Consider the following 22,234-nt stretch of genomic DNA (forward strand, 5'->3'; position numbering starts at 1 on the left):
GACCAGTTTTCCATCCGGCGCGATCACCGAGATCGCGCCCGAGATCAGCGTTGCGACGCAGACATTGCCATTGGCTTCGAGCCCGAGTGAATCGAACATCTGGTAGCCGCCGAGCCCCGCGATCGGTCTGCCGCGCTCGCCGCGATAGATCACGTCGCGCGGCTTGATCGTACCGGGCTCCGAGACTTCATAGGCCCACAGCCGCGCCGTGGGCGTCTCCGCGATGTAGACGGTGCTCTCGTCCGGCGACAGGCCGATGCCGTTGGCGGGCAACACGCCATGAACGCCCTCGACGATTTCCTTCATGCCGGGCTTGAGATAATAGAACGCACCGACATCCATCTCGCGGGCGCGCCGCTTGCCGAGATCGGAAAACCAGAGCCCGCCATGCCGGTCGAAGACCAGGTCGTTCGGGCCGCGCAGCGCATGCTCGCCGCATCTGGTCACGACGGTCTCGACCTTGCCGCTCTGCAAGTCGACGCGCTGGATCGAGCCGCCGAGATAATCGTCCGGCTGCGGCCCCGGCATGACGGTGTGACGGGTCGGAATCCAGGAGAAACCACCATTGTTGCAGATGTAAATCTTGCCGTCGGGGCCGAGCGCCGCGCCGTTCGGCCCGCCGGGAATCTGCGCAACCACTTCCTTGCGTCCGTCGGGATGGATCCGCGTCAGCCGCTGCCCGCGGATTTCGACCAGCACCACTGAGCCGTCCGGCATCGCCACCGGGCCTTCGGGAAATTCCAGGTCTGTCGCGAGCACGCGAAGTTCGGCCATCAATTCCCTCCCGGCATATTATTGGAACGCGCCAGCGCGCCATGCCCGTCACGCTCGACTTGGCGCAACGTTAAGGCAAAGCAGCCAGCGCTTGCAAGCAGCCGCAGCGCCGCCGCTGCGCAGGGCTGTCCTGCCGGGAGTTCGAGAACGAACTTATTCCTTTACCGGGACCCAGATCTCGAAACCGCCATTGCCGGTGACCGGATCGAAATTCTCGTCGTAACGTTCGAAATTCGGCGCGTCCGCGACCTTGAGGCCGGAGGCCGGCAACCAATGGTTCCAGATCGTGTTGACGGTGCGGCGAATGGTCGAGATATGCTCGCGATCGGTGAACACCGCAAAGCGCTGTTCGGGAATCCGCACACGGAAAAACGGCCGCGGCAGTCCTGAGAAATCGGACACTTCGACGCCCGCGACATAGTCGAAATTGCCGGCATCGTCGCCGTTGCAGCAGACGCCATAAGCGACCTTGCCGATGCGGTGTGGAATATCGTCGACCACCTGGTGAAGGCGCTGCCATTGTCCGGGAATGCCAGCGCCGTTTTCGTGATTGTAGCGCTCGCCGACACCGGCAACCAGCAAGGGCTTTGAGATTTCGAAGCGAGGCGGGTTCAGATTTTTGGTGAATGAGGAATCCATCTGGATCGGCTCCTGAAGCTTGAGGTCGTCGATGCACGCAAGACTGCGAACCGCCTCGGGCGTAAGCCCGAAATGGTCGCGGAATGCGCGGGTGAATGCTTCGTGAGAGCCGTATTCCGCATCCAGCGCCACTGTGAGGATATCGGGCGCGCCAGACGCAAGCGCCCGCGCCGCCTCGCTGAGACGGCGCGCCCGCACATAACGCATCACCGAAAAGCCAGTCGCGGCGGCGAATGCCCGGACCATGTGAAAGCGCGACACCCCAGCCATACCGGAGATGTCGTCCAGCGTGAGCTCGCCGGCCAGATGGCTTTCGATGAACCAGAGCGCTTTCCGGGCAGGATTCATGGGACCAGATTCTCGGGATCGACGAACTCCACGCGAAGCGGCCCATTATGCGCAAGCCTCGCCCACCGCACTTGATTGCCGTTGCGCTTGGCGGAAAGACAAATCTACTTCCCGCCTTGCTTCGCCGCGTCCCTGGCGCTCCCGTCCTTTGTCGCGTCTTTGGCAGCCGCATCTTTTGGCGATGACGTGTCGGTCTTCTTCGCGACATCCGCCGTCTTGCCCTGCGCCGCCTTCAGGTCATCGACAATTTTTTGCAAGGCGACGACGTTCGCCTTCAGCGCATCGATCTGCGCCTTTGCGGCGTCCAGTTTCTGCTGATGGTCCAGCGCCAGCCTGGCGATGGTCTTCTGGAGGAACTCGACGTTGCTTTGCAGGCAGCTGGTGCGCCGCTCCATCGTCTTTTCGACGGTGCAGATTTCGATGCCGGGAACGTCCTGCGCACGGGCGAAGCCTGCGCCAAACATGAACGGCGCCACAACGCAAAAGCCGAGAGCCAATCGGCTGATCATGCAAACCTCATTTCAATATATGTTGTGCAGTAAACTTGTTGCGAGCGGGCCTTTGGGCTGTGGATGCTACCACACTGCCACCCCAATCGGGCGTTGACCTTGATCGCCGTGCGCGGGCCATCGCCCGGCACAATGCAACGGAAGTGAACTGGCACCGCCGATCTGAAGTCCCTGCACCGCAAGCGGCGAATTCGATCAGGGACTTCAGATCGATAAGGCGGTACTAGAATCAATAGATTTGCTAGTGCCCATGACTTTCCGAAGTTCGTGAAGGTGGGCGCTGCGACGGAGCACGAACTTCGGAAAGTGGGCATTAGACATGGCAACGCGCGAGAAACGGCTGGCCCAATTCGATGGTGAGGGAGCGCCGCCGCCTGATCTGCCGGTCCAGGTGTTGTGCGAAGATCAGAGCGGCACTTATGAACTGCCGTTCGCCTGCCGCTATGTCGACGGCGCGTGGCGCAATCATGAGTCCGGTGACGCGCTCGAGGCCAACGTTGTCGCCTGGCGGCGGCACCGAAACTGAAGGCGTATGACCTGTCTCAAAATGCGACGTGAAAACATATCGCCGTTAAGACCAGGAACGCGCGCGGAACGAACCGCGCCCGAATCAGCCGAATCACCGTGTACGCCGATGTTCACGGCTAGATGTCGTCGCAGGCTGCGCCGGCGGACACCAGATAGCGCCCGGCGTATTTTCACAGGGTGATAGGACTGCCTCCCAAAGGTTAACCGGGCCGCTTCCGGCTTTGCACGCGCGCCGCTCCCCGCTAATAGGTATCGGCAAAACGACCCGGGGAGAATTTCCATGCGCTTTCGAACCAGCCAATTCCGCCATCTGACGCTCGGCGTTGCCGCAGCCCTTTGGCTGGCCGGCTCGGCGCAAGCGGCCGAGGTTCACGTCATGATCTCGGGCGGATTGTCCGCGGCCTATAACGCGCTGGTACCCGAATTCGAGAAGGCAACCGGCAACAAGGTCGTCACGGCCTACGGCCCGTCGATGGGCACCACGGTCAATGCGATCCCGGTTCGGCTCGGACGCGGCGAACCTGCCGACGTTCTGATTCTGGTGGGCTATGCGCTCGACGACCTGATCAAGCAAGGCAAGGCGGTCGCGGGCAGCAAGGTCGATCTCGTCAATTCCAGGATCGGCGTGGCGGTGAAGGCAGGTAGCCCGAAGCCCGACATCTCGACGGCGGATTCGCTGAAGCACGCGCTGCTCGCGGCAAAGTCCGTCGCCTTTTCCGACAGCGCCAGCGGCGTCTATGTGTCGACCGTGATGTTCGACAAGCTCGGCATCGCCGCGGAGATGAAGGACAAGGCGAAAAAGATTCCCGCTACTCCAGTGGCCGAAATCGTGGCGAAGGGCGAAGCCGAGATCGGTCTTCAGCAGATCAGCGAGTTGAAGCCGGTTCACGGCGTCGATATCGTCGGCGCGCTGCCGGACTCTTTGCAGAAGATCACGGTGTTTTCCGCCGGCATCGCCGCCGGAGCGAAAGAGGCAGAGGCTGGCAAGGCGCTGATCAAGTTCCTCGCTTCGCCTGCGGCCAAAGAGACGATCGTCAACAGCGGCCTCGAGCCGATCACGGGCGGGAAGTAGCTGTTTCCGCAAAGCGCTCTCTTATCCCTCCCCCTTGCGGGGAGGGTGGCGCGATCTCGGCGACGCGAAGCGTCGTCCAGAGAGCGTCGGGTGGGGGTACAATGAAAAGAACCCCACCCTGGCCTCCGCTTCGCTTCGTCCTTCCCTCCCCGCTGCTCGCTCACGCTCGCGGGGGAGGGATCAAGAAGCGTCTTACTTCGCCCGTAGCGGCGTGTCCTTCAGGACGTTATTGTCGAAGGCCTTGCGCAACAGGCCGTTGGTCTTGGCATCCGTCAGGAACTTGCTGGCATATTGCAGCGACAGCGGATGGTTGAGCGGCACGGCGACCGCGGTGACCGTCTGCTTGAAGGTTTCATCCAGCACGCGCGAACCCGGAATCTTTTTCGCAAGCGCATTGAGCTGGTCGCGCGAGAGCGCAAAGGCATCGATCTTGCCGTCCTTCAGCAGATTGAAGATTTCGTCGAAGGTCTGATAGCCCGTGACCTTGGCGTTCTTCAGATGCGCCACCGCGCCGCGCATGGTGGTGGTATTGTTGACGGCCGCAACGTTGACGCCGACTTGATCGAGACTGGCATAGTCCTTGATCGTCGAGCCCGCCTTGACGATGTAGGTCGCCTCCGCGACCTCATAGATCGGGCCGAATGAGATCTTCCTGGCGCGTTCGGCATCCTCGGGCAGGAAGCTAACATCCCAGGCGCCCTTGGCGGCCGCATCCGTGATCTGCCCCGAATTCGGAAACGGGACGTATTCGACCTGAAGGCCGAGTTGATCGGCCATGGCCTTGCCGAGATCAACCGGCACGCCGGCGTAACCCTTTTCCGTTTTTGTCGACCAATAGGCGCCACCGGCCGGGCTGATCCCGATCGCCACCCGCAGCTTGCCGGTCGGCGCGATTTCATCCTTCAGCGGATCGGCATTGGCAGGGCTGCTCATCATGATCGTACCCCCCAGAATGAGACCGCCAATGCATTGAAAAAATACATGACGCATGACCCGCTCCCGCTGGCCCGCTGCTACGCGTTTGGGCCTTGAAGCTGCATTATGGCTAATTGGGAGGGAGCGCAACACCGCGCCCGGAAAGCACGGCGCACAGGCCTCGCGGTTCGCGGGCTCAGCTGGACCGGGCCGCGGGGTTACGGATTTCCACCGGCAGAATGAGGGCAGCAGCGATCGTCAGCAGGCACAGGCCGGAGAAAGCGTGCAGCATGGTGACAAATCCGCCTTGCTGATAGAGCCACGCGACAAGGCCGACCGAAACACCGGCCGCGGTAAAGCCGACGAAATAGCGCACGGCGTAGGCGCGCGAGCGCCATTCCTCGCTGGTGTATTTGCCGACCATCGCGTCGTTGACCGTCACCTGTCCGAACGCGCCCATCACGACCCCGATGGCGGCGATGATGAGCGGAAGATTGGAAAGCTCGGCCGCGAAGTACAGGAACGGCGCCAGCACGAAGGATAGCGGCAGCGAGACCGCCTTGAGCGAGTGGCGATCCAGCAACTGCCCCACGGTGTATTGCGTCATCGCGCCGAACACGTAGACGCCGGCCGCGATCACGCCCAGCAGCGCCGGGCTTTGCGTGAGGCCGCTCAGGCGTTCGGCAAACAGCTTCGGCAGCGCCACTGTCACCGCGTTGAAGGTGGTCGAGATCGCGACCACGACGATCAGAAGCGCGAGGATCACGCGCCACATGTCCTCCCTGGCGACACGCGCCTGCGCTGCCGCCTGTTTCGCGCCGCTGCGATCCTCGTGCCTGACCGTCGCCGCAAACAACAGCCCGATCAGGATGGTGACGCCGCCCGGCAGGATGAAAGCCCAGCGCCAGCCGAGATACTGGCCGACCACGCCGGTCACGAGCGCCGACGATGCCACGCCGAGATTTCCAAACACGCCGTTGATGCCCATCTGGCGGCCCAGCGTCTCGGCGTAAGAGACGATCATCGCTGTGCCCACCGGATGATAGATCGAGGCGAAAACGCCGATCGACAACAGCGCCGCGCCGAGCTGCAGCGGCGTGTGGACGAAGCCAACCGAAATCATCGAGGCGCCGATGCCGACGAAGAAGATCACCATCATGTGGCGGCGGCTCCAGCGGTCGCCGAGCCAGCCGGTCACCAGCGAGCCCGCGCCGAAGGCGACGAAGCCGGGCGTCGCATAAGGCAGCAACTCGGAATAGGCCATGCCGAGCGCCGGCCCCATGATGATGACGGCGGCCGCAAAGATCAGCATCGAATAATGGTCGATGAAATGCGCGGCGTTAACGAAGCCGATCACCCGGCCCGGGCTGTTCATGGACTGAATCCCTTATTTTCCGGGAGTAAGGTATAGCTGTTTGTCCTGACGGGATGCGGCCAATGAATATCGTCGAAAAGCCAATCGCGGTGATCCAGGGACGCCGGATTTCAACCGGCGACGGCATTCACCTGATTGCCAACGAATATCCGAGGGGCACCCGGCTCGACACCCATATGCATCGCGAGGCGCAGCTGGTTTATGCGGCCCGCGGCACCATGCAGGTAACCACGCCGAAAGGACGCTGGCTGGTGCCGCCGGATCGCGCGGTATGGGTTCCGGCGCGCCTTCCGCACGCCATCGATGTGCTTGCCGATATCGACATGCGCACGGTGTATTTCGATCTGGCGTGGCTGGCGCGCGAGCAAGACGACGCAGAGCTGACGCAGGAATTCGTCGTGCGGGTATCACGTCTGTTGCACGAGACCATCCTTGCTTTGTTCGATGGCCGCAACGATCGCGACCGCACCAGTCTCTTGATCCGCCTCGCCTTGCTCGAACTGCATCAGGCCGAGGACTCCGCGACGTTTCTTCCGTTGCCGCGCGAGCCTCGTTGCCGCCGTGCGGCGGGCATCGTGCTCGCCGATCCCACTGCGCTGCATGAGATCGAGACGCTGGCGCGCGAGGTGGGTACGTCGGCGCGGACGCTGTCGCGGCTGTTCGCATCCGAAACCCAATTGAGTTTCAAGAGCTGGTGCCAGCGGGCGCGCATTGCCGCTGCCATCGAGCGGCTGTCAACCGATACCAACGTCTCGATCAAGCAGGTCGCCGGCGAGCTCGGCTATGCCAGCCTCCCCGCATTTTCGCATGCCTTCCGGCAGATTACCGGCCGCACGCCGACCGAATTTGTCCAAAAGGACTAAAAGATACTGATTGCTGTTTTTCGCAGCCGGCATGACAAATTGTTGTGCTTGATTGGGGCTTACATCGCCCTAAATCTAGCTAGCATCCACGCGCATCCAACGAATCTGATCGGTTAACGATGGCCAACGCCTTTTTCAGCGACCTGCTTGCAACCATTTCGGAGCGTGGGCGCACCCTGCTCCAGCGCGGTAACGCGGACGACGGCAAGGAGGACGCCGGCGGCCTGGTCGAACTGTGCGAAGCGCTGTTGTCCGGCCGCGGCGAGGCCTCGGGCACCGCGATGGCGAGCGAGGTTCTCGACGGCTATCACGACCTCGATGCCGGCGAACGAGGTGCCTTCTTCCATGCGCTGGCGCAGAATTTCGGTCCCGACCGGGACAAGGTCAACAAGGCCATCGAAGCCTGGGCGAGCGAGCCCGGCGACGGCAATGGCGGCGCGCTCCACTTTGCCTCCGAGCCGCGGCGGCAGGAATTGATGCGGCGACTGAACCGGGCGCCTGGCGGCACCGCCGACCTGGTCGCCATGCGCGCCGACCTGCTTGATCTCATGAAGAGCGACAAGCAGACCAAGGACCTGGTCGCGCTCGACCGTGACATCGTGCATCTGCTCGGGTCGTGGTTCAACAGGGGATTTCTGGTGCTGCGCAGGATCGACTGGTCGACCCCCGCCAACATTCTGGAAAAGATCATCCGCTATGAAGCCGTGCACGAAATCGGCGGGTGGAATGATCTGCGACGCCGCATCGACCCGGTCGACCGGCGTTGCTACGCGTTCTTCCATCCCGCCCTGGTCGACGAGCCGCTGATCTTCGTCGAGGTGGCGCTGACCGAGGAAATCCCGAACGCGATTGCTCCCCTGCTCGCAGAGGACCGCGAGCCGGTGCCGGTCACCCGCGCGCGCACGGCCGTGTTCTATTCGATTTCCAACACCCAACGCGGTCTCGGTGGAATTTCCTTCGGCAACTTTTTGATCAAGCAGGTGGTCGAGGAGTTGCGCCGCGAATTGCCGAAGCTTGAAAACTTCGTGACGCTGTCGCCGGTGCCGGGCTTTGTGAAATGGCTGAAAACAACGGCCTACCTTCCCGTCACCGAGGACGAGCGCCCCGTTCTCAAACATCTCGACGAGCCCGATTGGTGGAAAAATCCCGAGCTGGAAGGCCAGCTTCGCCCAATCGTCGAGACTTTGGGCGCGTACTATTTCCTGAAAGCACGCACGCCCAAGGGGCGCCTGATCGATTCGGTCGCGCGTTTCCATCTCGGCAACGGCGCGCGGCTCGAGCGGATCAACTGGCTCGGCGACGTCTCGTCCAAGGGACTACGCGAATCCGCCGGCATCATGGTCAACTACCTCTATCGCCTCGACGACATCGAGAAGAATCACGAAGCCTATGCCAATGACGTCACTGTCGTTGCATCGAGCGCGGTGAAGAAGCTCCTGAAGGGCGAAGGCCGCCGGCTGCTCGACATGGTCGCCTTGCCCAAGCAGGCGTGACGGCGCGGTGGCGGCTATACGTCAGCCCAGGCGCGGATCAGGTTGTGATAGATGCCGGTCAACCTGACCGTTTCCGGATCGTCGCGCCCGAGCCGCTCCACCAGGGCCTGGACCGTGTTGTCGAGATCGAAAATGAGGCTTCGCGCATGGGCGTCGCGGATCATGCTCTGCAGCCAGAAAAACGAGGCGACGCGAACACCGCGCGTCACCGGCGTGACCATGTGGAGGCTGGAGGCCGGATAGACCACGAGGTCGCCAGCCGGTAGTTTGACCTCCTGCGAGCCGTAGAGATCTTCGACGACAAGCTCGCCGCCATCATACTCATCGGGCTCGGACAGAAACAGCGTCACCGACAGGTCGGTGCGGATACGCAGACCCGTGAGTCGATCACCGCGCACGGCATTGTCGACATGGATGCCGAAATGATGCCCATCCGCGGCCATATAGCGGTTGAACAGCGGCGGGAAGATATGCAGCGGGATAGCGGCCGAGATGAAGAGCGGATTGGACGCCAGCGCCGAGACGATGCGGTTGCCGAGTTTGCGCGCCACTTCGCTATCGGGCGGCAACTGCTCGTTTCTTTTCACCATGGCGGATTGCGCACCGGCAGTCGAGCGGCCGTCTTCCCAACTGCTCGCATCCATCAGGCGGCGGAACTCCGCCACCTCATCCTTGCTCAGTACGTTGGGAACACAGATCAGCATCGCCCTGGATCAGTATCGCGCTGACAGCACCAGGTACGCCGCACGTCCCGGCGCCTCCAAAACGAACGGCGCAGCACTCTGGTACAGCGCGTCGTAATAGAGTTTGTTGGTGATGTTGTTGATGTAAAGCTTGAGCTTCCAGTTCTTGTTGATCTTGGCTTCAACAAAGGCGTCGAACTTCCAGTAACTCGGGATCGACGTGCCTTCGTTCGCGGCCAGCAACTGGCCGCCGTAAATCTTCGAACGATAGACCGCCTGCCCACCGACCTCCCAGACGTCCGTCAGCTCATACTTGCTCAACAGGCTGAAGGACCGGTGCGCGACGTTGGCCAGCGGCAAGCCCACATTGGTCGTGTACAGGAGCGGTTGCGGCATGTTCGCGGCCGGCACGTTCGACCGGGTCACCTGCGACTGCATCAGCACGAGGCCGCCAAAAATGCTCCATTTGTCCGTGATCTTGCCGTCAGCCTCGAGATCGATACCGCGAACGTAGTAGGCCGAGCCTGCGATGATACAGGACACGTTGCCGGTCACGCCCGTCGGATAGGGACAGTTGGGGTTGCCCGGACCGCTCACGTTGAAGGCCTCGCGCGCGTTTTCCTTGTTGGTCTGGAACAATGCTCCCGTTAGCAGCAGATGCCGGTTGAACAATTCCCACTTGGTACCGACTTCGATCGCCTGGTTCTTTTCCGGTCCGAAGATCTGGTTCGGATTGCCCGCGAGAACCGGGGCAATGCCACCGTAGGCAGTGCTGGTACCGTCGAACTCGGCGCCAACTGGGTTCGATGATGTAGCGTATGCGGCATAGACACTGGCGTAAGGCAGCGGCTTGAGCGCGACGCCGAGGCTGAAATTCGGCAGGCCGAATTCAGCCGACTGCGTATTGAATAGGGAGTTGAGAGCGCCGGTTCCCCAACCCGACGTGTTGAGGCGATAGTCGTCATACCGGACGCCGCCGTTGAGAATGACGAGGTCGCGATAGTTGAGGCTGTCGAGCGCATAACCGCTGACGGTGTCGATCGCGATCGCAGTAGGCTTTCCGATCAGTGTCGGCGCGGTGCCGAACGGAGTGAAGTTATACGATGGCGAGAACACGCTTTGGCCGGCCACGGAACCGGAGCCCAGGAATGGGACGCCAGTTATCAGCTCCGAACTGAACCCACTATATTTGTCGATCGAGGAGGTTTCCCTGTCGACTTCGACGCCGCCCAAAATCGTGTGTTTGAAATCGCCGGTGTTAAACTTGTAAGTCGCCTCGCTCTGATTGGCGAGGACATCCGTCGCCTGATAGCGGCTCTGCGGATTGGCCGTAAACGTCGCAGCCGTCAGCGGGATCGGCGCGCTCGGCGATTCCGGCAACGTGCCGATATAGTTGTTGAGCGAACGCGAGACCCTCACCTTGTCGTTGAAGGTGAGGTCGGGCGTGATCTTGACTTCGGTATTGACCGTGCCGATGTCCTGCTGAACCCGGAAGAAGTCGCGATATATGAAACCGTAAAAGTTGTTTCTGTTGACGCCGTAATCCGGATACGGGCCGCCGGCCGTCGTATTGAATTGCTGGTTGCTCGACGAAGTCGTCGCGCTTGGCCGGTAATACGGCACGCCGAAATCGGGAATGCCGTGCAGATCGGTGTGAATATAATCGGTGGTGACCTTGACCGTATCGGTTGGCGTCCACTTGGTCGCGACGAACCCGCCTGACCGATCATCGGTGACGTAGTTGCGTCCGGCAACGTCGGCATCCTGGAACATCCCGCCGGCGCGCATCGCAAAGGTCGGGCTGATCACCTGATTGACGTCGAGCTGAATCCGCCTGGTCTGGTCGGTGCCGAACGTCGTATCCATGTTGTAGAAGCTCTTGTCGGTCTGCGCTTCCTTGGCGACGATATTGATCGCGCCGCCGGTAGTGCCGCGACCGGCAAAGGATGATGCCGGGCCACGCAGGATTTCGACCTGCTCGGTGAAGAAATTCTCGCGAACGCTGACGCCGGCATCGCGCACGCCGTCGATGAAGACGTCATTGCGCGCATCGAAGCCACGAATGAAGAAGCGGTCGCCGAAGGCGTTGCCGCCCTCGCCGCTGCCGAGCGTAACGCCGGCCGTGCTCAGGATCGCCTGCTTGAGCGTGGTGGCGTTCTTGTCCTCGATGATGTCCTTGGTCAACACCGTTACCGTCTTCGGCGTGTTCAGGAGCGGCTCGGGGAATTTGCCCGAAGCCTGCAGCCGGTCGCCCTTGTAGGGCGCGGCGGGGTCGGCATAGCGGTCGCGATCCGCTGCCAGAGCCGGCGCGGGAACGGGCGCAGCGGGCTTGGCCTGTTGCTGGCGTCTGGCCGCGCGGCGCAGCGCATTGCGCGCCTTGATCTGATCCGGCGACGGCGCACTGGCCGCTGGCTTGGGGCGCGCGACCGGCGCATCGACCGAGACCGGCGGCAAATTCGTCTGCTGCGCTTCAGCGCTCGAGAATGACGCGACGGCCACGAGTCCCGCCACAGCGGAAACCTTGCCGCTGGAATAGCCGCTCGGCCTCTCGTTTACAGAACCGATCGCTGTATTCGTCCGCAGCGAGCGTGGTGCCCTCACCCGATTCATGTTGTTCGCCCCATCTTCAACTATCTTGCTGCTCATGCAGTCCCACCTGCGTGAGCGGATGACGGTTGCTATCGGGCGAGAAAATTTCCGTCAACACGACGGGATTTGAATATTCCCAGATCAAACCGATTCTAATTTTGAATTTTTATTTGATCTAAGAGTCGTTCCAAGCGCAGGTACCAACGAACCATCCACGCCCGTTCGGCCCAGCTTCAATTGCTGCCGGGCGGCTTCATCAGCGAGAACAATTCGTCGACGGTCAGTTTTGCGACCTGGCGAGCTCGTTCGGAACTTTCCGCCCCCGCAATGCTGATCCCGTTGACAACGGCCCTCATCTCATCGCGAAAATCCGTCAGGAACCGCAAGGGGTCCTTCGAATCATTGGCGACGCGTGCAATCAGTCCAGCAATCAGAAGCTGGCATGCGATCATGCGTCCGTTCAGTTCATCCATGGCGTGCCGGCTTCGATCATTGCCGCGCGCTTCATCGCACGCAGCCGAGCCGCCTTAGACCATCGCGGGCGCATTGCGCTATCGCAGAGTGGGCTTTGTTCGAGGGATTCTAAAATGCGAGTAGCGAGGAGCGTAAGGATGGAAGCGCGGCCCTACGACGCCAGCGTCTTCATCTCGCGGTAGAGGTCGGACTTTCCCTCAAACCCGATACCGGGCAAATCCGGCATCGTGATGTGACCGTCCTCGACGCGCACGCCATCCGGGAAACCGCCATAGGGCTGGAACAGGTCCGGGTAGCTCTCGTTGCCGCCGAGCCCGAGACCAGCGGCGATATTGAGCGACATCTGATGGCCGCCATGCGGGATGCAGCGGCTCGCCGACCAGCCCGCGACCTTCAGCACCTCCAGCGTACGCTGGTATTCGCAGAGCCCGTAAGACAAGGCGCAATCGAATTGCAGCCAGTCGCGATCGGGCCGCATGCCGCCGTAGCGCAACAGATTGCGCGCGTCCTGGTGGCTGAAGAGATTTTCACCCGTCGCCATCGGCGCAGGGTAGAACTCAGCGAGCGCCGCCTGAAGCTGGAAGTCGAGCGGATCGCCGGCCTCCTCGTACCAGAACAACGGATAGTCGCGCAGCATCTTGGCATAGGCGATCGCGGTCTCCAGATCGAAACGGCCATTGGCGTCGACGGCGAGCCGCGCGGCGCTACCGATCTCCGTCAGCACCGCTTCGATCCGCGTGCGGTCTTCCTCGATCGGCGCGCCGCCGATCTTCATCTTGACGACGTTGTAGCCGCGGTCGAGATAGCCGCGCATCTCCGCGCGCAGCATCGACAGATCCTTGCCCGGATAATAATAACCGCCGGCGGCGTAGACGAAGACGCGTGGATTGGCCGCCACACCGTGGCGCTCGGCAAGCAGGCGAAACAACGGCTTGTTCGCGATTTTCGCCACGGCATCCCACACCGCCATGTCGATGGTGCCGACCGCGACCGAGCGCTCGCCATGTCCGCCCGGCTTCTCGTTCGACATCAGCGTCGACCAGATTTTGTCGGGGTCGAGGTTGTCGCCGGCTTCGTTGAGCAGCGTCATCGGATCGGCTTCCTTGACGCGGCCTGCAAAGCGTTCGCGGATCAGCCCGCCCTGCCCGTAACGGCCGTTGGAATTGAAGCCATAGCCGACCACGCGCTTGCCATCACGCACCGCATCGGTGACGACGGCAACCAGGCTCGTCGTCATCTTGGTGAAGTCGATATAGGCGTTGCGGATCGGCGACGAGATCGGCTTGGTGACTTCCTGGATGTCGATAATGCGGACGGACATTGGCGATCAGGCTTTCGGCTTATCCCGGAAATACGGTTCGACCGGACCGTGCACCTTGATGGTCAGCGGATTGCCGTAGCGGTCCTTGGCGTTGCCGGCGCTAACGCGAATCCAGCCCTCGCTGACGCAGTATTCCTCGACGTTGTTTTTCTCGACGCCCTTGAAGCGAATGCCGACGTCACGCGTCAGCACCGCCTCATTGTAATAGGGGCTCTTGGGATCGACGGAGAGCCGGTCCGGCAATTGATCGGGTTGGGTTTCGTTGTTCTCGTTCACAGCAATGCCTCGATATCCTTGGTGAGCTGTTCCGGCGTCGTGGTCGGCGCGTAACGCCCTACCACCTTGCCGGAACGGTCGACCAGGAATTTGGTGAAATTCCATTTGATCGAAGAACCCAGCAGTCCGGATTTCTCGCGCCGGAGATATTGATAGAGCGGATGGGCGTTGCCACCATTGACGTCGATTTTCTCGAACATCGGAAAGCTGATGGCGTAGTTGCTCTCGCAAAACTCGCCAATTTCGGCGGCGCTGCCCGGTTCCTGACGACCGAACTGGTTGCAGGGAAACCCAAGCACGGAAAAGCCTCGCGAACCGTATTTCAGCTGCAACGCTTCGAGGCCTTTATACTGCGGCGTGAATCCACAGGCGCTCGCCGTATTGACGACCAGGAGCACCTTGCCTGCAAACTGCTTGAGCGCGGTATCATCGCCTGCGAGCGATTTGGCGCTGAAATCGTAGATTGATGTCATGTTCCACCCCGATAAGGATCAACCGGCGAGGACGGCAACCCGCCGGCCTCGATCGCCTCGCCCGCCAGCAGGCAGAGATCCTCGCGGTAGCGGCCGGCGACGACGTGAACGCCGACCGGCACGCGGCCGACCAGGCCCGTGGTAACCGTTAGGCCCGGCAAGCCCATGAAGGGAATCGCGATCTGCGGCAATTGCGCGTGCCAGACGCGCGCGAAGGACGTCTCATCCTTGGTGTCGAACTCGTCGGGGAATGGCAATTCGCCCGACACCGGCATCACCAGTACCGGATATTTTTCCAGGAACAGCGACCAGTCGCGCACCAGCGTCGCGCGCCGCGTCAGGATCTTTGACAGCGTCAGATGATCGAACGGATAGACCTTCGAGCGGTTGCCGCGCAGACAGGCAAGCGCGCCGGGATCGCCCTCGCGTTCGGCAGCGGCGAGCTGGCCTTCATAATTGTCGCCGAGCCAGAGTCTCGTTTGATGTTCGGCCGCTTCCTTCAAGGGAGGCAGCGACGTGACCTCTTCGACCGTCCACCCGGCGCGTTCCAGACGCTTCGCGGCATCGGCTACTGCGGCCTTCACCTCGGCGACCGGGTCGAGCCCGTCGGGATCGACGCAGACCGCCGCACGCTTGGGCATCGGCGGGCCCTCGAGCGGCGCCGGCACCCACCAGGGATCGCGCGCATCAGGCGCCGACATCGCCGCGAGCGAGATCCGCAAGTCGCCGATGGTTCGCGCCAGCGGTCCCGAAACGGCTGCGATCTGCGCGCCGATGGTGCGCTCGGGCAGCGCGGCATTGAAAGCGGCAATGCGCCCCGTCGTCGGGCGCAAGCCATGCACGCCATTGGCGTAAGCGGGATAGCGGATCGAACCCGCGATATCGGTGCCATGGGCGATGTGGCCGATGCCGGCCGCGACCGCAGCTCCAGCGCCGCCGGACGAGCCGCCCGGCGTGATCGAGGGATCGCGCGGGTTCTTGGTGTTGCCGTGAATGAGGTTGGTAGTGAACCAGCGGTAGCAGAACGCCGGACAATTGGTGCGCCCGAGCATGACGGCACCCGCCTTGCGGAGACTGTCGACGACGGGGCTGTTGTCGCGCGCAATGAGATCGCGCTGCATCTTCAGCCCGTTGGTGTTGGCATAGCCGGCCTGGTCGATATTGGCCTTGATCGTCACCGGCACGCCCGCCAGCGGCCCCGGATCTTCGCCGCGCGCGATTGCAGCATCGACCTCGGCAGCCTGCGACAGCACCTCGTCGGGACGATGGTCGATCACGGCGTTGATCGCGGGGTTGACCGCATCAAGCCGCGCCAGCGCCGCCGTGGCGGCTTCCTTGGCCGAAACCTGCTTCGACCGGATCAGGCCGGCCAGCTCCTCGGCCGGCAGGCGCCAGATATCCTTCATGTTCAGCCCCTTGTTGTCGGCCCCTCAGCTTTGTAACGCCCCTTAGCGATAATGCGAAATGTAATAGGCCAGGTCCGGGATCTGCTCCTTGGTGACCGAGCCCATCACATCGGCCATGGTGCCGTCGTAGCCGTGGCGGGTGTTGTCCTTGTATTCGCTGAGCGTCTTGTTGAGATAGTCTTCGCGCTGATTGGCGAGCCGCGGCACGTTCTCCTTGCCGGAGAAATCGGGGTTGTGGCATGAGTTGCAGCGGTTGGCTCGCGCAAGCGCCAGGCCGCGCTGCATGCGTGCGGGATCGCCGGCATCAGCCGGCGGCTGCGGCTTCGGCAGCTTGGAGAGAAAGTCGGAAAATTTCTGGAGATCGTCATCGGTGAACGATTTCGTCATCTCGTTCATCGGCTCGAACGTGCGCAGCTTTTCACGGAACATGAACAGCTGGATCAGCGCATAGGGCGCCTGCTGGCCGCCGAGCGAAGGCGTGTTCTCCATTTCGGACTGGCCATTTTCGCCGTGACAGGCAAAGCATTGGACGGCGCGCTGCTCGATGGTGTCCGCCGCATCAACCGAGCCGGCGAGCGACGCCAACCCCAGCGCGGCTATGATTGTAGTTATTCGTCGCATCGACCTTGCCTTCAGATCCACCTTCAAAAACAAAAATCGGGGGCGAACCGTTCGGCCGCCCCCGATTGCGATCCGCTCGCTTATTGTGCGGCGACCTTCGACTTGCCGTGGCTCAGGCGATAGACCGCACCGTTCCAGTCGTCGGAGATCAGCATCGAACCGTCCTTCAGTTGCATCACGTCGACCGGCCGGCCGACATATTTGTTGTCCTGAAGGAAGCCGGTGACAATCGGCTCGATGTTCTTGACCGTGCCGTCCTTGTTGAGATGAGCGACGACGACGTCACCACCGAACTTGTGAGTCCGGTTCCACGAGCCGTGACGCGCGATGATGGGCTGGTCCTTGAAGCTCGCCGGGAACATCTTGCCGGTATAGAAGCGCATGCCGAGTGCGGCTGCATGCGGACCCATCAGACCCACCGGAGGCGTGAACTCGCTGCAGGAATGGCCCCAGCCAAACTCGGGATCCGGAATGTTGCCCTGGTAGCAATAGGGCGCGCCGAAGTCTTCGCCGACCTTGGTGAGACGGTTGAGTTTGTCGTTCGGAACGTCTTCGGACAGCCAGTCGCGGCCGTTATCGGTGAAGTAAAGCTGCTTGGTCAGCGGATTCCAGTCGAAACCGACCGTGTTGCGAACACCGAGTGCGATGACCTCCGCGCCGGTGCCGTCGAGGTTGATGCGGCGGATCTGGCCGTGATCCTTGTCGTGCAGCACGTTGTTGCCGGGCTGGCCGACCGGAACGTAGAGCTTGTTGTCCGGCCCGACCGCAATGAACTTCCAGCCGTGGGCTTCATCCTTCGGCAGGTTGTCGTAGATCACCGTGGGCTTCGGCGGATTGTCGAGATGATCCTCGATATTCTCGATCTTCGAGACCTTCGAAAGCTCGGCGATGTAGAGCGTGCCGTTCTTGAAGGCGACCCCGTTCGGCCGGTAAAGGCCCGAAGCGATCACTTTGACTTCGCGTTTGCCGTCCTTGTTGATGATGGCATAGACCTTGTCGACCGTACGGCTGCCGACGAAAACCGTACCCTTGTCGCCGAGCGCCATCTCGCGCGCATTGGGCATTCCGGCGGCATAGACTTCGAGGTGGAAGCCGGCCGGCACCTTCAGCTTGTCCATCGGCAGCTTGTCGGGCGCGGCTGCGATCGGCGGAGCCGCAACAGGCGCCAGCTTTGCCGCCGCTTCGCTGTCAGGACGGCCGATCAGCGGCGAACCCGGCGGGAGCGCTGGGGCTGCGGCGGGAGCCGCGGCCGGGGGACTGGCCGTCTGGGCGGCCGCGCCATAACTCAATACGCCAATGAAGGCGCCCGCGAGCAACAGGCTGCGCGGCGCCGATGAACTGATCCTCATAGTCTTCTCCCTTTGTGGAAGTCTTCGATCCGTGCGCGAGGCAAACCCCTGGCCTGCGACGGCGGACTTCATGGCGCAGTGTGGAATATTTCCGAGCCCGGAGGCAATCGGAAACATCTTTCAGGCGCTGCGGCGGGAAACGTCTCGCCAGGACGGCAGACGTTAGTGATCCGATTCTAACATTCGCATCCCCCCTCGGCGCCCACTTTGCGAATGGTTAGAATCACAGGATCACTAGAAATATTAGATTCTAGTGTAGTTTAGGATTTGACATTCGCTTTCCGGACTCGCGGCTTGGGGGAGCGAATGTCAAATCCACTACACTAGTGTGGCACTCTATCCGGCTTCGATGTGATCTGGTCTGTGGCGTCCCATCAATGCTTCGTGACGGGTATGTCGTCGTCATCTGCATCGGTGTCATCAAGGACGGCTTCGGCAAACGGAAACTCAAGCACGATCTCGCCCTCGGCATCGGTCACCTCGAGAACCGCGCGCATGAGGTTCTCCACGCCCTCGATCCTCACGAGTTCGTGGATCATGGCGCGGGCGACTTCCCAGGCGCGATCGGGATTTCGCAGTTCTTCGCCCTCGGGGTCGGCGATCAACTCGTCGCCGATACGCGTATTGAAGAAATATCGCGGCATGATCGAACCTGTTACCGGCGGACGATGCCCGCCGTCTTTCACAGTTGCTTTATCCGAAAGTGGCCGGAGCGGACCGGCCGATCCCCTACGCACACCCTGCCCAGAGAACCCGTTGATGCGTCATTGGTTTGACGAGGACCCGCCACGGGCCTCCGAAAATATTGTGCGTCGCAACATTTCCGGCTCGGAATCACGGTGGGCCAAGATTCCGCTGGCGAACTTTTCGATCTGTATTAACGTGAAGGGAGGGCGGAGTCCGTCCGGTTTTACCCCGAGGAGAGCCAAAATGGCCTGGAAAGCACCAAAGATCGTCGAAGTGCCGGTCGGCATGGAAATCAACATGTATGCCTGCGCTGCCCGCAAGTAAGCGACAGCACGCAAGTTTCAATCTGACCAAGGTGGATCGCTGGGCGTGATGCGTCCCTATTGGGGATGTTTGTCACTCCGGGATCCACCTTTGTAGTTTCTGGAACAATCTCGCACCAGTCGTTCGAATTTCAGGGACTCCAGGAGACGGATCATGTTGCGCGTCGTCATCCTGGGCGCCGCGGCGGGTGGTGGCGTTCCGCAGTGGAATTGCGGCTGCCGGGTTTGTCAGGCCGCGCGAACCGATCATCCCGAACTTCAAAGCTCGCAAGCCTCGCTCGCGGTCAGCGCTGATGGCAGCCACTGGTTTTTGATCAACGCCTCGCCGGACCTGCGCCAGCAACTGATCCAGGCCCCGCAGCTTCACCCTGCCCCCGGCAAGCTTCGTCACTCGCCGATATCAGGCGTGATCCTGACCAATGGCGAGATCGACGCGATCGCCGGCCTGTTGTCTATGCGCGAAGGTTGGCCGTTTACGATCTACGCCCACCCCAAGGTGCTCGCAACCTTGAAGGCCAACAGCGTCTTCAACGTGCTGGGCGAGAAGAACGTGAAACGGCAACCAATCGCGATCGACCAGGTGTTCGAGCCTGCGCTTCCCGATGGCTCGCCCTCCGGCATCGAGATTTTGCCGTTCGAGGTCACCGGCAAGGGCGCCTGGTATCTGGAAGGCGAGCGGCGCGAGGCGAGCGAGGCCGCGGGCGACACGCTCGGACTTCGCATCCGCGACAAAGCAACGAACAAGTTCTTCTACTTTCTGGCCGCTTGCGCCGAAGTGACCGACGATCTCAAATCGAGACTGAAGGGGGCGCCGCTGGTGTTCTTCGACGGTACCGTGTGGCGGGACGACGAGATGATCGTCGCCGGCCTGTCCACCAAGACCGGGCAAAGCATGGGGCATATCTCGATGTCGGGCGAAAGAGGCGCGATCGCAGCCCTTGAAACTCTTGGCATCGAGCGAAAGATATTCTTGCATATCAACAACTCGAACCCGGCGCTGCTGCACGATTCCGAGGAACGGAAGGTGGTCGAGCGGGCGGGATGGCAGATCCCGGCGGATGGAATGGAGATAATGCTGTGAGTGCGACCAAGCTGGAAGGGATGACGGCGCTTTCGCTCGGCGGCAAGACCGTGTTGAACAACGCCGGGGAACTGGAAGCCGCGCTGCGTTATATCGGCGAGACGCGCTATCACAGCCTGCATCCGTTTCATCGGCTGTTGCATGGCGGCAAGCTCAACAAGGGCCAGGTGCAGGCCTGGGCGCTCAACCGCTACTATTATCAGAGCACGATTCCGATCAAGGATGCGGTGGTGATCTCGCGCTTCCGCGACCGCAACACCCGCCTGGAATGGCGGCACCGGATCGAGGACCACGACGGCGACGCGGGCAAGGAAGGCGGCATCGAGCGCTGGCTGAAGCTGACTGAAGGTTTGGGGTTGGACACAGCCTACGTCGAGTCCACTGAAGGGATCTTGCCGGCGACGCGCTTTGCAGTCGAAGCCTATGTGCATTTCGTGCGCGACAAGAGCCCGCTCGAGGCCATCGCCTCCTCGCTGACGGAACTGTTTGCGCCAAACCTGCACGAAGAGCGCATCTCCGGCATGCTCGCCCACTATGATTTCGTCAATCCCGACATCATGAGCTACTTCAGCCGCCGCCTGACCCAGGCGCCGCGCGATGCCGGGTTCGCGCTCGACTACGTCAAGGCGCACGCCAAAACGCCGGAACAACGCGAGGCGGTTTGCAACGCGCTGATCTTCAAGACCAACGTGCTATGGGTTCAGCTCGATGCGCTGTATCATGCCTATGTCGAGGGCCATATTCCGCCGGGCGCCTTCGTGCCGAAAGAAGGCAAGTAGAAGAGAAACGCCGAGTAGAGAAACGCAATGGCATCTGGCCGCAACATCACCGTCAGCGAGGCGAGCCGGCCGAAACTGCCGCGCCACACCAGGCTGAAATTCGATGAGACGCGGCAGGTCTGGGTGATCCTGGCACCTGAACGGGTGCTCGCCCCCGACGAGATCGCGGTGGAAGTGCTGCACCTGTGCGATGGCGTGCGCAGCGTCGCGGAAATGGTCGATCAGCTCGCCGCCAAATATGCCGCGCCCCGCGAAGCGATCGCAACCGACGTGGTCGCCATGCTGCAGGACCTCGCCGACAAGGGCTTTCTCACCGAAGCTCGGGAGAAGACGCCATGAGTCCGACACTGACCGACGCCAATCAGGTCGTCGCCGATCCCGCTGACGGGCTGGCCGCGCTCGAATCCCGCCGCTCGACCGCGGAAGCTTATGGCATCCCGCTGGCGGTCCTAGCCGAAGTCACGCACCGTTGCCCGCTGCAATGTCCGTATTGCTCGAATCCGGTCGAACTCGACCGCGCCGGCAGCGAACTCTCGACCGACGAATGGAAAAAGGTTTTGTCGGAACTCGCCGAGATCGGCGTATTGCAGATTCATTTCTCCGGCGGCGAGCCGACCGCGCGCAAGGACCTGGTCGAACTGGTCCAGCGCGCAAGCGACGTCGGGCTCTATTCCAACCTGATTACGTCGGCGGTTTTGCTGACGCGCGACAGGCTCTCGGCGCTCGCCGATGCCGGCCTCTCCCACGTGCAGATCAGTTTTCAGGGGAATGAGCCTGTGGTGGCCGATCGCGTCGCCGGCTTCAAGGCGCACGCCAAGAAGCTTGAGGTCGCCAAATGGACGCGCGATCTCGAACTGCCGCTGACGGTGAATGCCGTCATGCACCGGCAGAACCTGCATCAATTGCCCGATATCATCGAGATGGCGGTCGATCTCGACGCCGACCGGCTCGAAGTCGCCAACGTGCAATATTACGGCTGGGCGCTGAAGAACCGCGCAGCCTTGATGCCGACGCTGGAGCAGATCGAGGAAACGAGCCGCATTGTCGAGGAAGCGCAGGCGCGGCTGAAGGGCGTTCTCGCCATCGACTATGTCGTGCCGGATTACTATGCGCTGCGGCCAAAGAAATGCATGGGCGGCTGGGGACGGCAGTTCTTCAACATTTCGCCCGCCGGCAAGATCCTGCCGTGCCATGCCGCGGAAAGCATCACCGGGCTCGAATTCGAATCCGTGCGCTCCAACCACTCGATTGCCTGGATCTGGCAAAATTCCGAAGCCTTCAACCGCTATCGCGGTACCGGCTGGATGGCGGAGCCGTGCAAGAGCTGCGAGTTCCGTGAGGTCGACTTCGGTGGTTGCCGATGCCAGGCTTTCGCATTGACGGGCGATGCCGGCAACACCGACCCGGCCTGCACGCTATCCCCGCATCATGATCGGATCTTCAAGGTCGCGTCCGAAGAGGCAGCCGGCCAACACAACCGTTTCATCTATCGCAATTTCGCAGGCGGCACGCCGGAGCCGGACTAGTGCGGCCGATTTGACATTCGCTTCAGTCTTGCATCGAGTTCTCCAAGCGAATGTCAAATCCTAGACCGCACTGGAATCTTAATTTACTAGTGCTCCGATTCCGAAGTTCGTATCATATTGCGGCTCCACG

The 22,234-nt window shown here is 61.7% G+C and carries 24 protein-coding genes; 9 read left to right on the forward strand and 15 right to left on the reverse strand.

Translation table 11 applies throughout. The features are described from left to right. The 3 genes from M6D32_RS05790 to M6D32_RS05800 all read right to left on the reverse strand — a co-directional run. On the reverse strand, window positions 1-774 hold a 774-nt coding region (locus tag M6D32_RS05790; protein ID WP_298254259.1), incomplete at its 3' end, for an SMP-30/gluconolactonase/LRE family protein. A gap of 153 nt (window positions 775-927) precedes the next feature. Beyond that, window positions 928-1,761, reverse strand: coding sequence for an AraC family transcriptional regulator (locus M6D32_RS05795; protein WP_298254261.1), 834 nt, complete (start codon window positions 1,759-1,761; stop codon window positions 928-930). Window positions 1,762-1,865: 104 nt separating this feature from the next. Continuing rightward, window positions 1,866-2,225 carry a hypothetical protein gene (locus M6D32_RS05800; protein ID WP_298254309.1) on the reverse strand — a complete coding sequence of 120 codons (360 nt, stop codon included), beginning with the start codon at window positions 2,223-2,225 and terminating at the stop codon, window positions 1,866-1,868. Between the two features lie 364 nt (window positions 2,226-2,589). On the opposite strand from M6D32_RS05800, the gene M6D32_RS05805 reads away from it, so the two are divergent. Beyond that, a complete protein-coding gene (locus tag M6D32_RS05805; protein WP_298254263.1) occupies window positions 2,590-2,796 on the forward strand; it encodes a hypothetical protein in 207 nt (68 codons plus the stop codon). Between the two features lie 282 nt (window positions 2,797-3,078). Then, window positions 3,079-3,870 (forward strand): substrate-binding domain-containing protein, encoded by a 792-nt coding sequence (locus tag M6D32_RS05810; RefSeq protein WP_298254265.1) that lies wholly within the window; start codon window positions 3,079-3,081, stop codon window positions 3,868-3,870. Between the two features lie 192 nt (window positions 3,871-4,062). On the opposite strand, the gene M6D32_RS05815 is transcribed toward M6D32_RS05810, so the two are convergent. Beyond that, entirely contained in the window at window positions 4,063-4,803 is a 741-nt protein-coding gene (locus tag M6D32_RS05815) for a transporter substrate-binding domain-containing protein (RefSeq protein WP_298254311.1), read from the reverse strand. A 178-nt stretch (window positions 4,804-4,981) separates the two neighbouring features. Beyond that, a complete protein-coding gene (locus M6D32_RS05820) occupies window positions 4,982-6,160 on the reverse strand; it encodes an MFS transporter (RefSeq protein WP_298254267.1) in 1,179 nt (392 codons plus the stop codon). A 62-nt stretch (window positions 6,161-6,222) separates the two neighbouring features. Here M6D32_RS05820 and M6D32_RS05825 point away from each other — a divergent pair, with 62 nt between their 5' ends. Both M6D32_RS05825 and M6D32_RS05830 read left to right on the forward strand, forming a co-directional pair. Beyond that, the gene (locus M6D32_RS05825) at window positions 6,223-7,023 is read left to right on the forward strand and encodes a helix-turn-helix transcriptional regulator (protein ID WP_298254269.1); all 801 of its coding nucleotides are present in this window, start codon (window positions 6,223-6,225) and stop codon (window positions 7,021-7,023) included. A 119-nt stretch (window positions 7,024-7,142) separates the two neighbouring features. Then, window positions 7,143-8,516, forward strand: a complete 1,374-nt coding sequence (locus M6D32_RS05830; RefSeq protein WP_298254271.1) for a malonyl-CoA decarboxylase — start codon at window positions 7,143-7,145, stop codon at window positions 8,514-8,516. Between the two features lie 14 nt (window positions 8,517-8,530). On the opposite strand, the gene M6D32_RS05835 is transcribed toward M6D32_RS05830, so the two are convergent. The 10 genes from M6D32_RS05835 to M6D32_RS05880 all read right to left on the reverse strand — a co-directional run bounded on the left by M6D32_RS05835 (window position 8,531) and on the right by M6D32_RS05880 (window position 18,352). After that, a complete protein-coding gene (locus M6D32_RS05835) occupies window positions 8,531-9,220 on the reverse strand; it encodes a Fe2+-dependent dioxygenase (RefSeq protein WP_298254273.1) in 690 nt (229 codons plus the stop codon). Between the two features lie 9 nt (window positions 9,221-9,229). Beyond that, complete coding sequence (locus tag M6D32_RS05840; protein ID WP_298254313.1) at window positions 9,230-11,809, reverse strand: TonB-dependent receptor; 2,580 nt, start codon at window positions 11,807-11,809, stop codon at window positions 9,230-9,232. 212 nt (window positions 11,810-12,021) lie between these two features. After that, complete coding sequence (locus M6D32_RS05845; protein WP_298254275.1) at window positions 12,022-12,261, reverse strand: hypothetical protein; 240 nt, start codon at window positions 12,259-12,261, stop codon at window positions 12,022-12,024. 152 nt (window positions 12,262-12,413) lie between these two features. Next, window positions 12,414-13,583, reverse strand: a complete 1,170-nt coding sequence (locus M6D32_RS05850; RefSeq protein ID WP_298254277.1) for a mandelate racemase/muconate lactonizing enzyme family protein — start codon at window positions 13,581-13,583, stop codon at window positions 12,414-12,416. Window positions 13,584-13,589: 6 nt separating this feature from the next. Then, window positions 13,590-13,859 (reverse strand): DUF3297 family protein, encoded by a 270-nt coding sequence (locus tag M6D32_RS05855; RefSeq protein WP_298254279.1) that lies wholly within the window; start codon window positions 13,857-13,859, stop codon window positions 13,590-13,592. After that, on the reverse strand, window positions 13,856-14,332 hold the full coding sequence (locus tag M6D32_RS05860; RefSeq protein WP_298254281.1) for a glutathione peroxidase: 477 nt from the start codon (window positions 14,330-14,332) through the stop codon (window positions 13,856-13,858). The genes M6D32_RS05855 and M6D32_RS05860 overlap by 4 nt, the downstream gene beginning before the upstream one ends. Further along, the gene (locus M6D32_RS05865; RefSeq protein ID WP_298254283.1) at window positions 14,329-15,738 is read right to left on the reverse strand and encodes an amidase family protein; all 1,410 of its coding nucleotides are present in this window, start codon (window positions 15,736-15,738) and stop codon (window positions 14,329-14,331) included. Before M6D32_RS05865 ends, M6D32_RS05860 begins: the two co-directional genes overlap by 4 nt. A gap of 42 nt (window positions 15,739-15,780) precedes the next feature. Beyond that, window positions 15,781-16,359: a c-type cytochrome gene (locus tag M6D32_RS05870; protein ID WP_298254285.1), complete on the reverse strand. Its 579-nt coding sequence runs from the start codon at window positions 16,357-16,359 to the stop codon at window positions 15,781-15,783. A gap of 80 nt (window positions 16,360-16,439) precedes the next feature. Beyond that, entirely contained in the window at window positions 16,440-17,708 is a 1,269-nt protein-coding gene (locus M6D32_RS05875; protein WP_298254287.1) for a PQQ-dependent sugar dehydrogenase, read from the reverse strand. Between the two features lie 374 nt (window positions 17,709-18,082). After that, window positions 18,083-18,352 (reverse strand): hypothetical protein, encoded by a 270-nt coding sequence (locus M6D32_RS05880; protein ID WP_298254290.1) that lies wholly within the window; start codon window positions 18,350-18,352, stop codon window positions 18,083-18,085. Window positions 18,353-18,638: 286 nt separating this feature from the next. Here M6D32_RS05880 and pqqA point away from each other — a divergent pair, with 286 nt between their 5' ends. The 5 genes from pqqA (at window position 18,639) to pqqE (ending at window position 22,104) form a co-directional block, all read left to right on the forward strand. Next, a complete protein-coding gene (pqqA, locus tag M6D32_RS05885) occupies window positions 18,639-18,719 on the forward strand; it encodes a pyrroloquinoline quinone precursor peptide PqqA (RefSeq protein WP_012029362.1) in 81 nt (26 codons plus the stop codon). A gap of 153 nt (window positions 18,720-18,872) precedes the next feature. Continuing rightward, window positions 18,873-19,799 carry a pyrroloquinoline quinone biosynthesis protein PqqB gene (gene pqqB, locus M6D32_RS05890; protein WP_298254292.1) on the forward strand — a complete coding sequence of 309 codons (927 nt, stop codon included), beginning with the start codon at window positions 18,873-18,875 and terminating at the stop codon, window positions 19,797-19,799. Further along, on the forward strand, window positions 19,796-20,578 hold the full coding sequence (pqqC, locus tag M6D32_RS05895; RefSeq protein WP_298254294.1) for a pyrroloquinoline-quinone synthase PqqC: 783 nt from the start codon (window positions 19,796-19,798) through the stop codon (window positions 20,576-20,578). Before pqqB ends, pqqC begins: the two co-directional genes overlap by 4 nt. Window positions 20,579-20,605: 27 nt before the next feature. Further along, window positions 20,606-20,917 (forward strand): pyrroloquinoline quinone biosynthesis peptide chaperone PqqD, encoded by a 312-nt coding sequence (pqqD, locus tag M6D32_RS05900; protein ID WP_298254296.1) that lies wholly within the window; start codon window positions 20,606-20,608, stop codon window positions 20,915-20,917. Beyond that, window positions 20,914-22,104: a pyrroloquinoline quinone biosynthesis protein PqqE gene (gene pqqE, locus M6D32_RS05905; RefSeq protein ID WP_298254298.1), complete on the forward strand. Its 1,191-nt coding sequence runs from the start codon at window positions 20,914-20,916 to the stop codon at window positions 22,102-22,104. Before pqqD ends, pqqE begins: the two co-directional genes overlap by 4 nt. The last annotated feature ends 130 nt before the right edge of the window (window positions 22,105-22,234 follow it).

Source organism: Bradyrhizobium sp. (assembly GCF_027307225.1).
GTDB lineage: Bacteria > Pseudomonadota > Alphaproteobacteria > Rhizobiales > Xanthobacteraceae > Bradyrhizobium.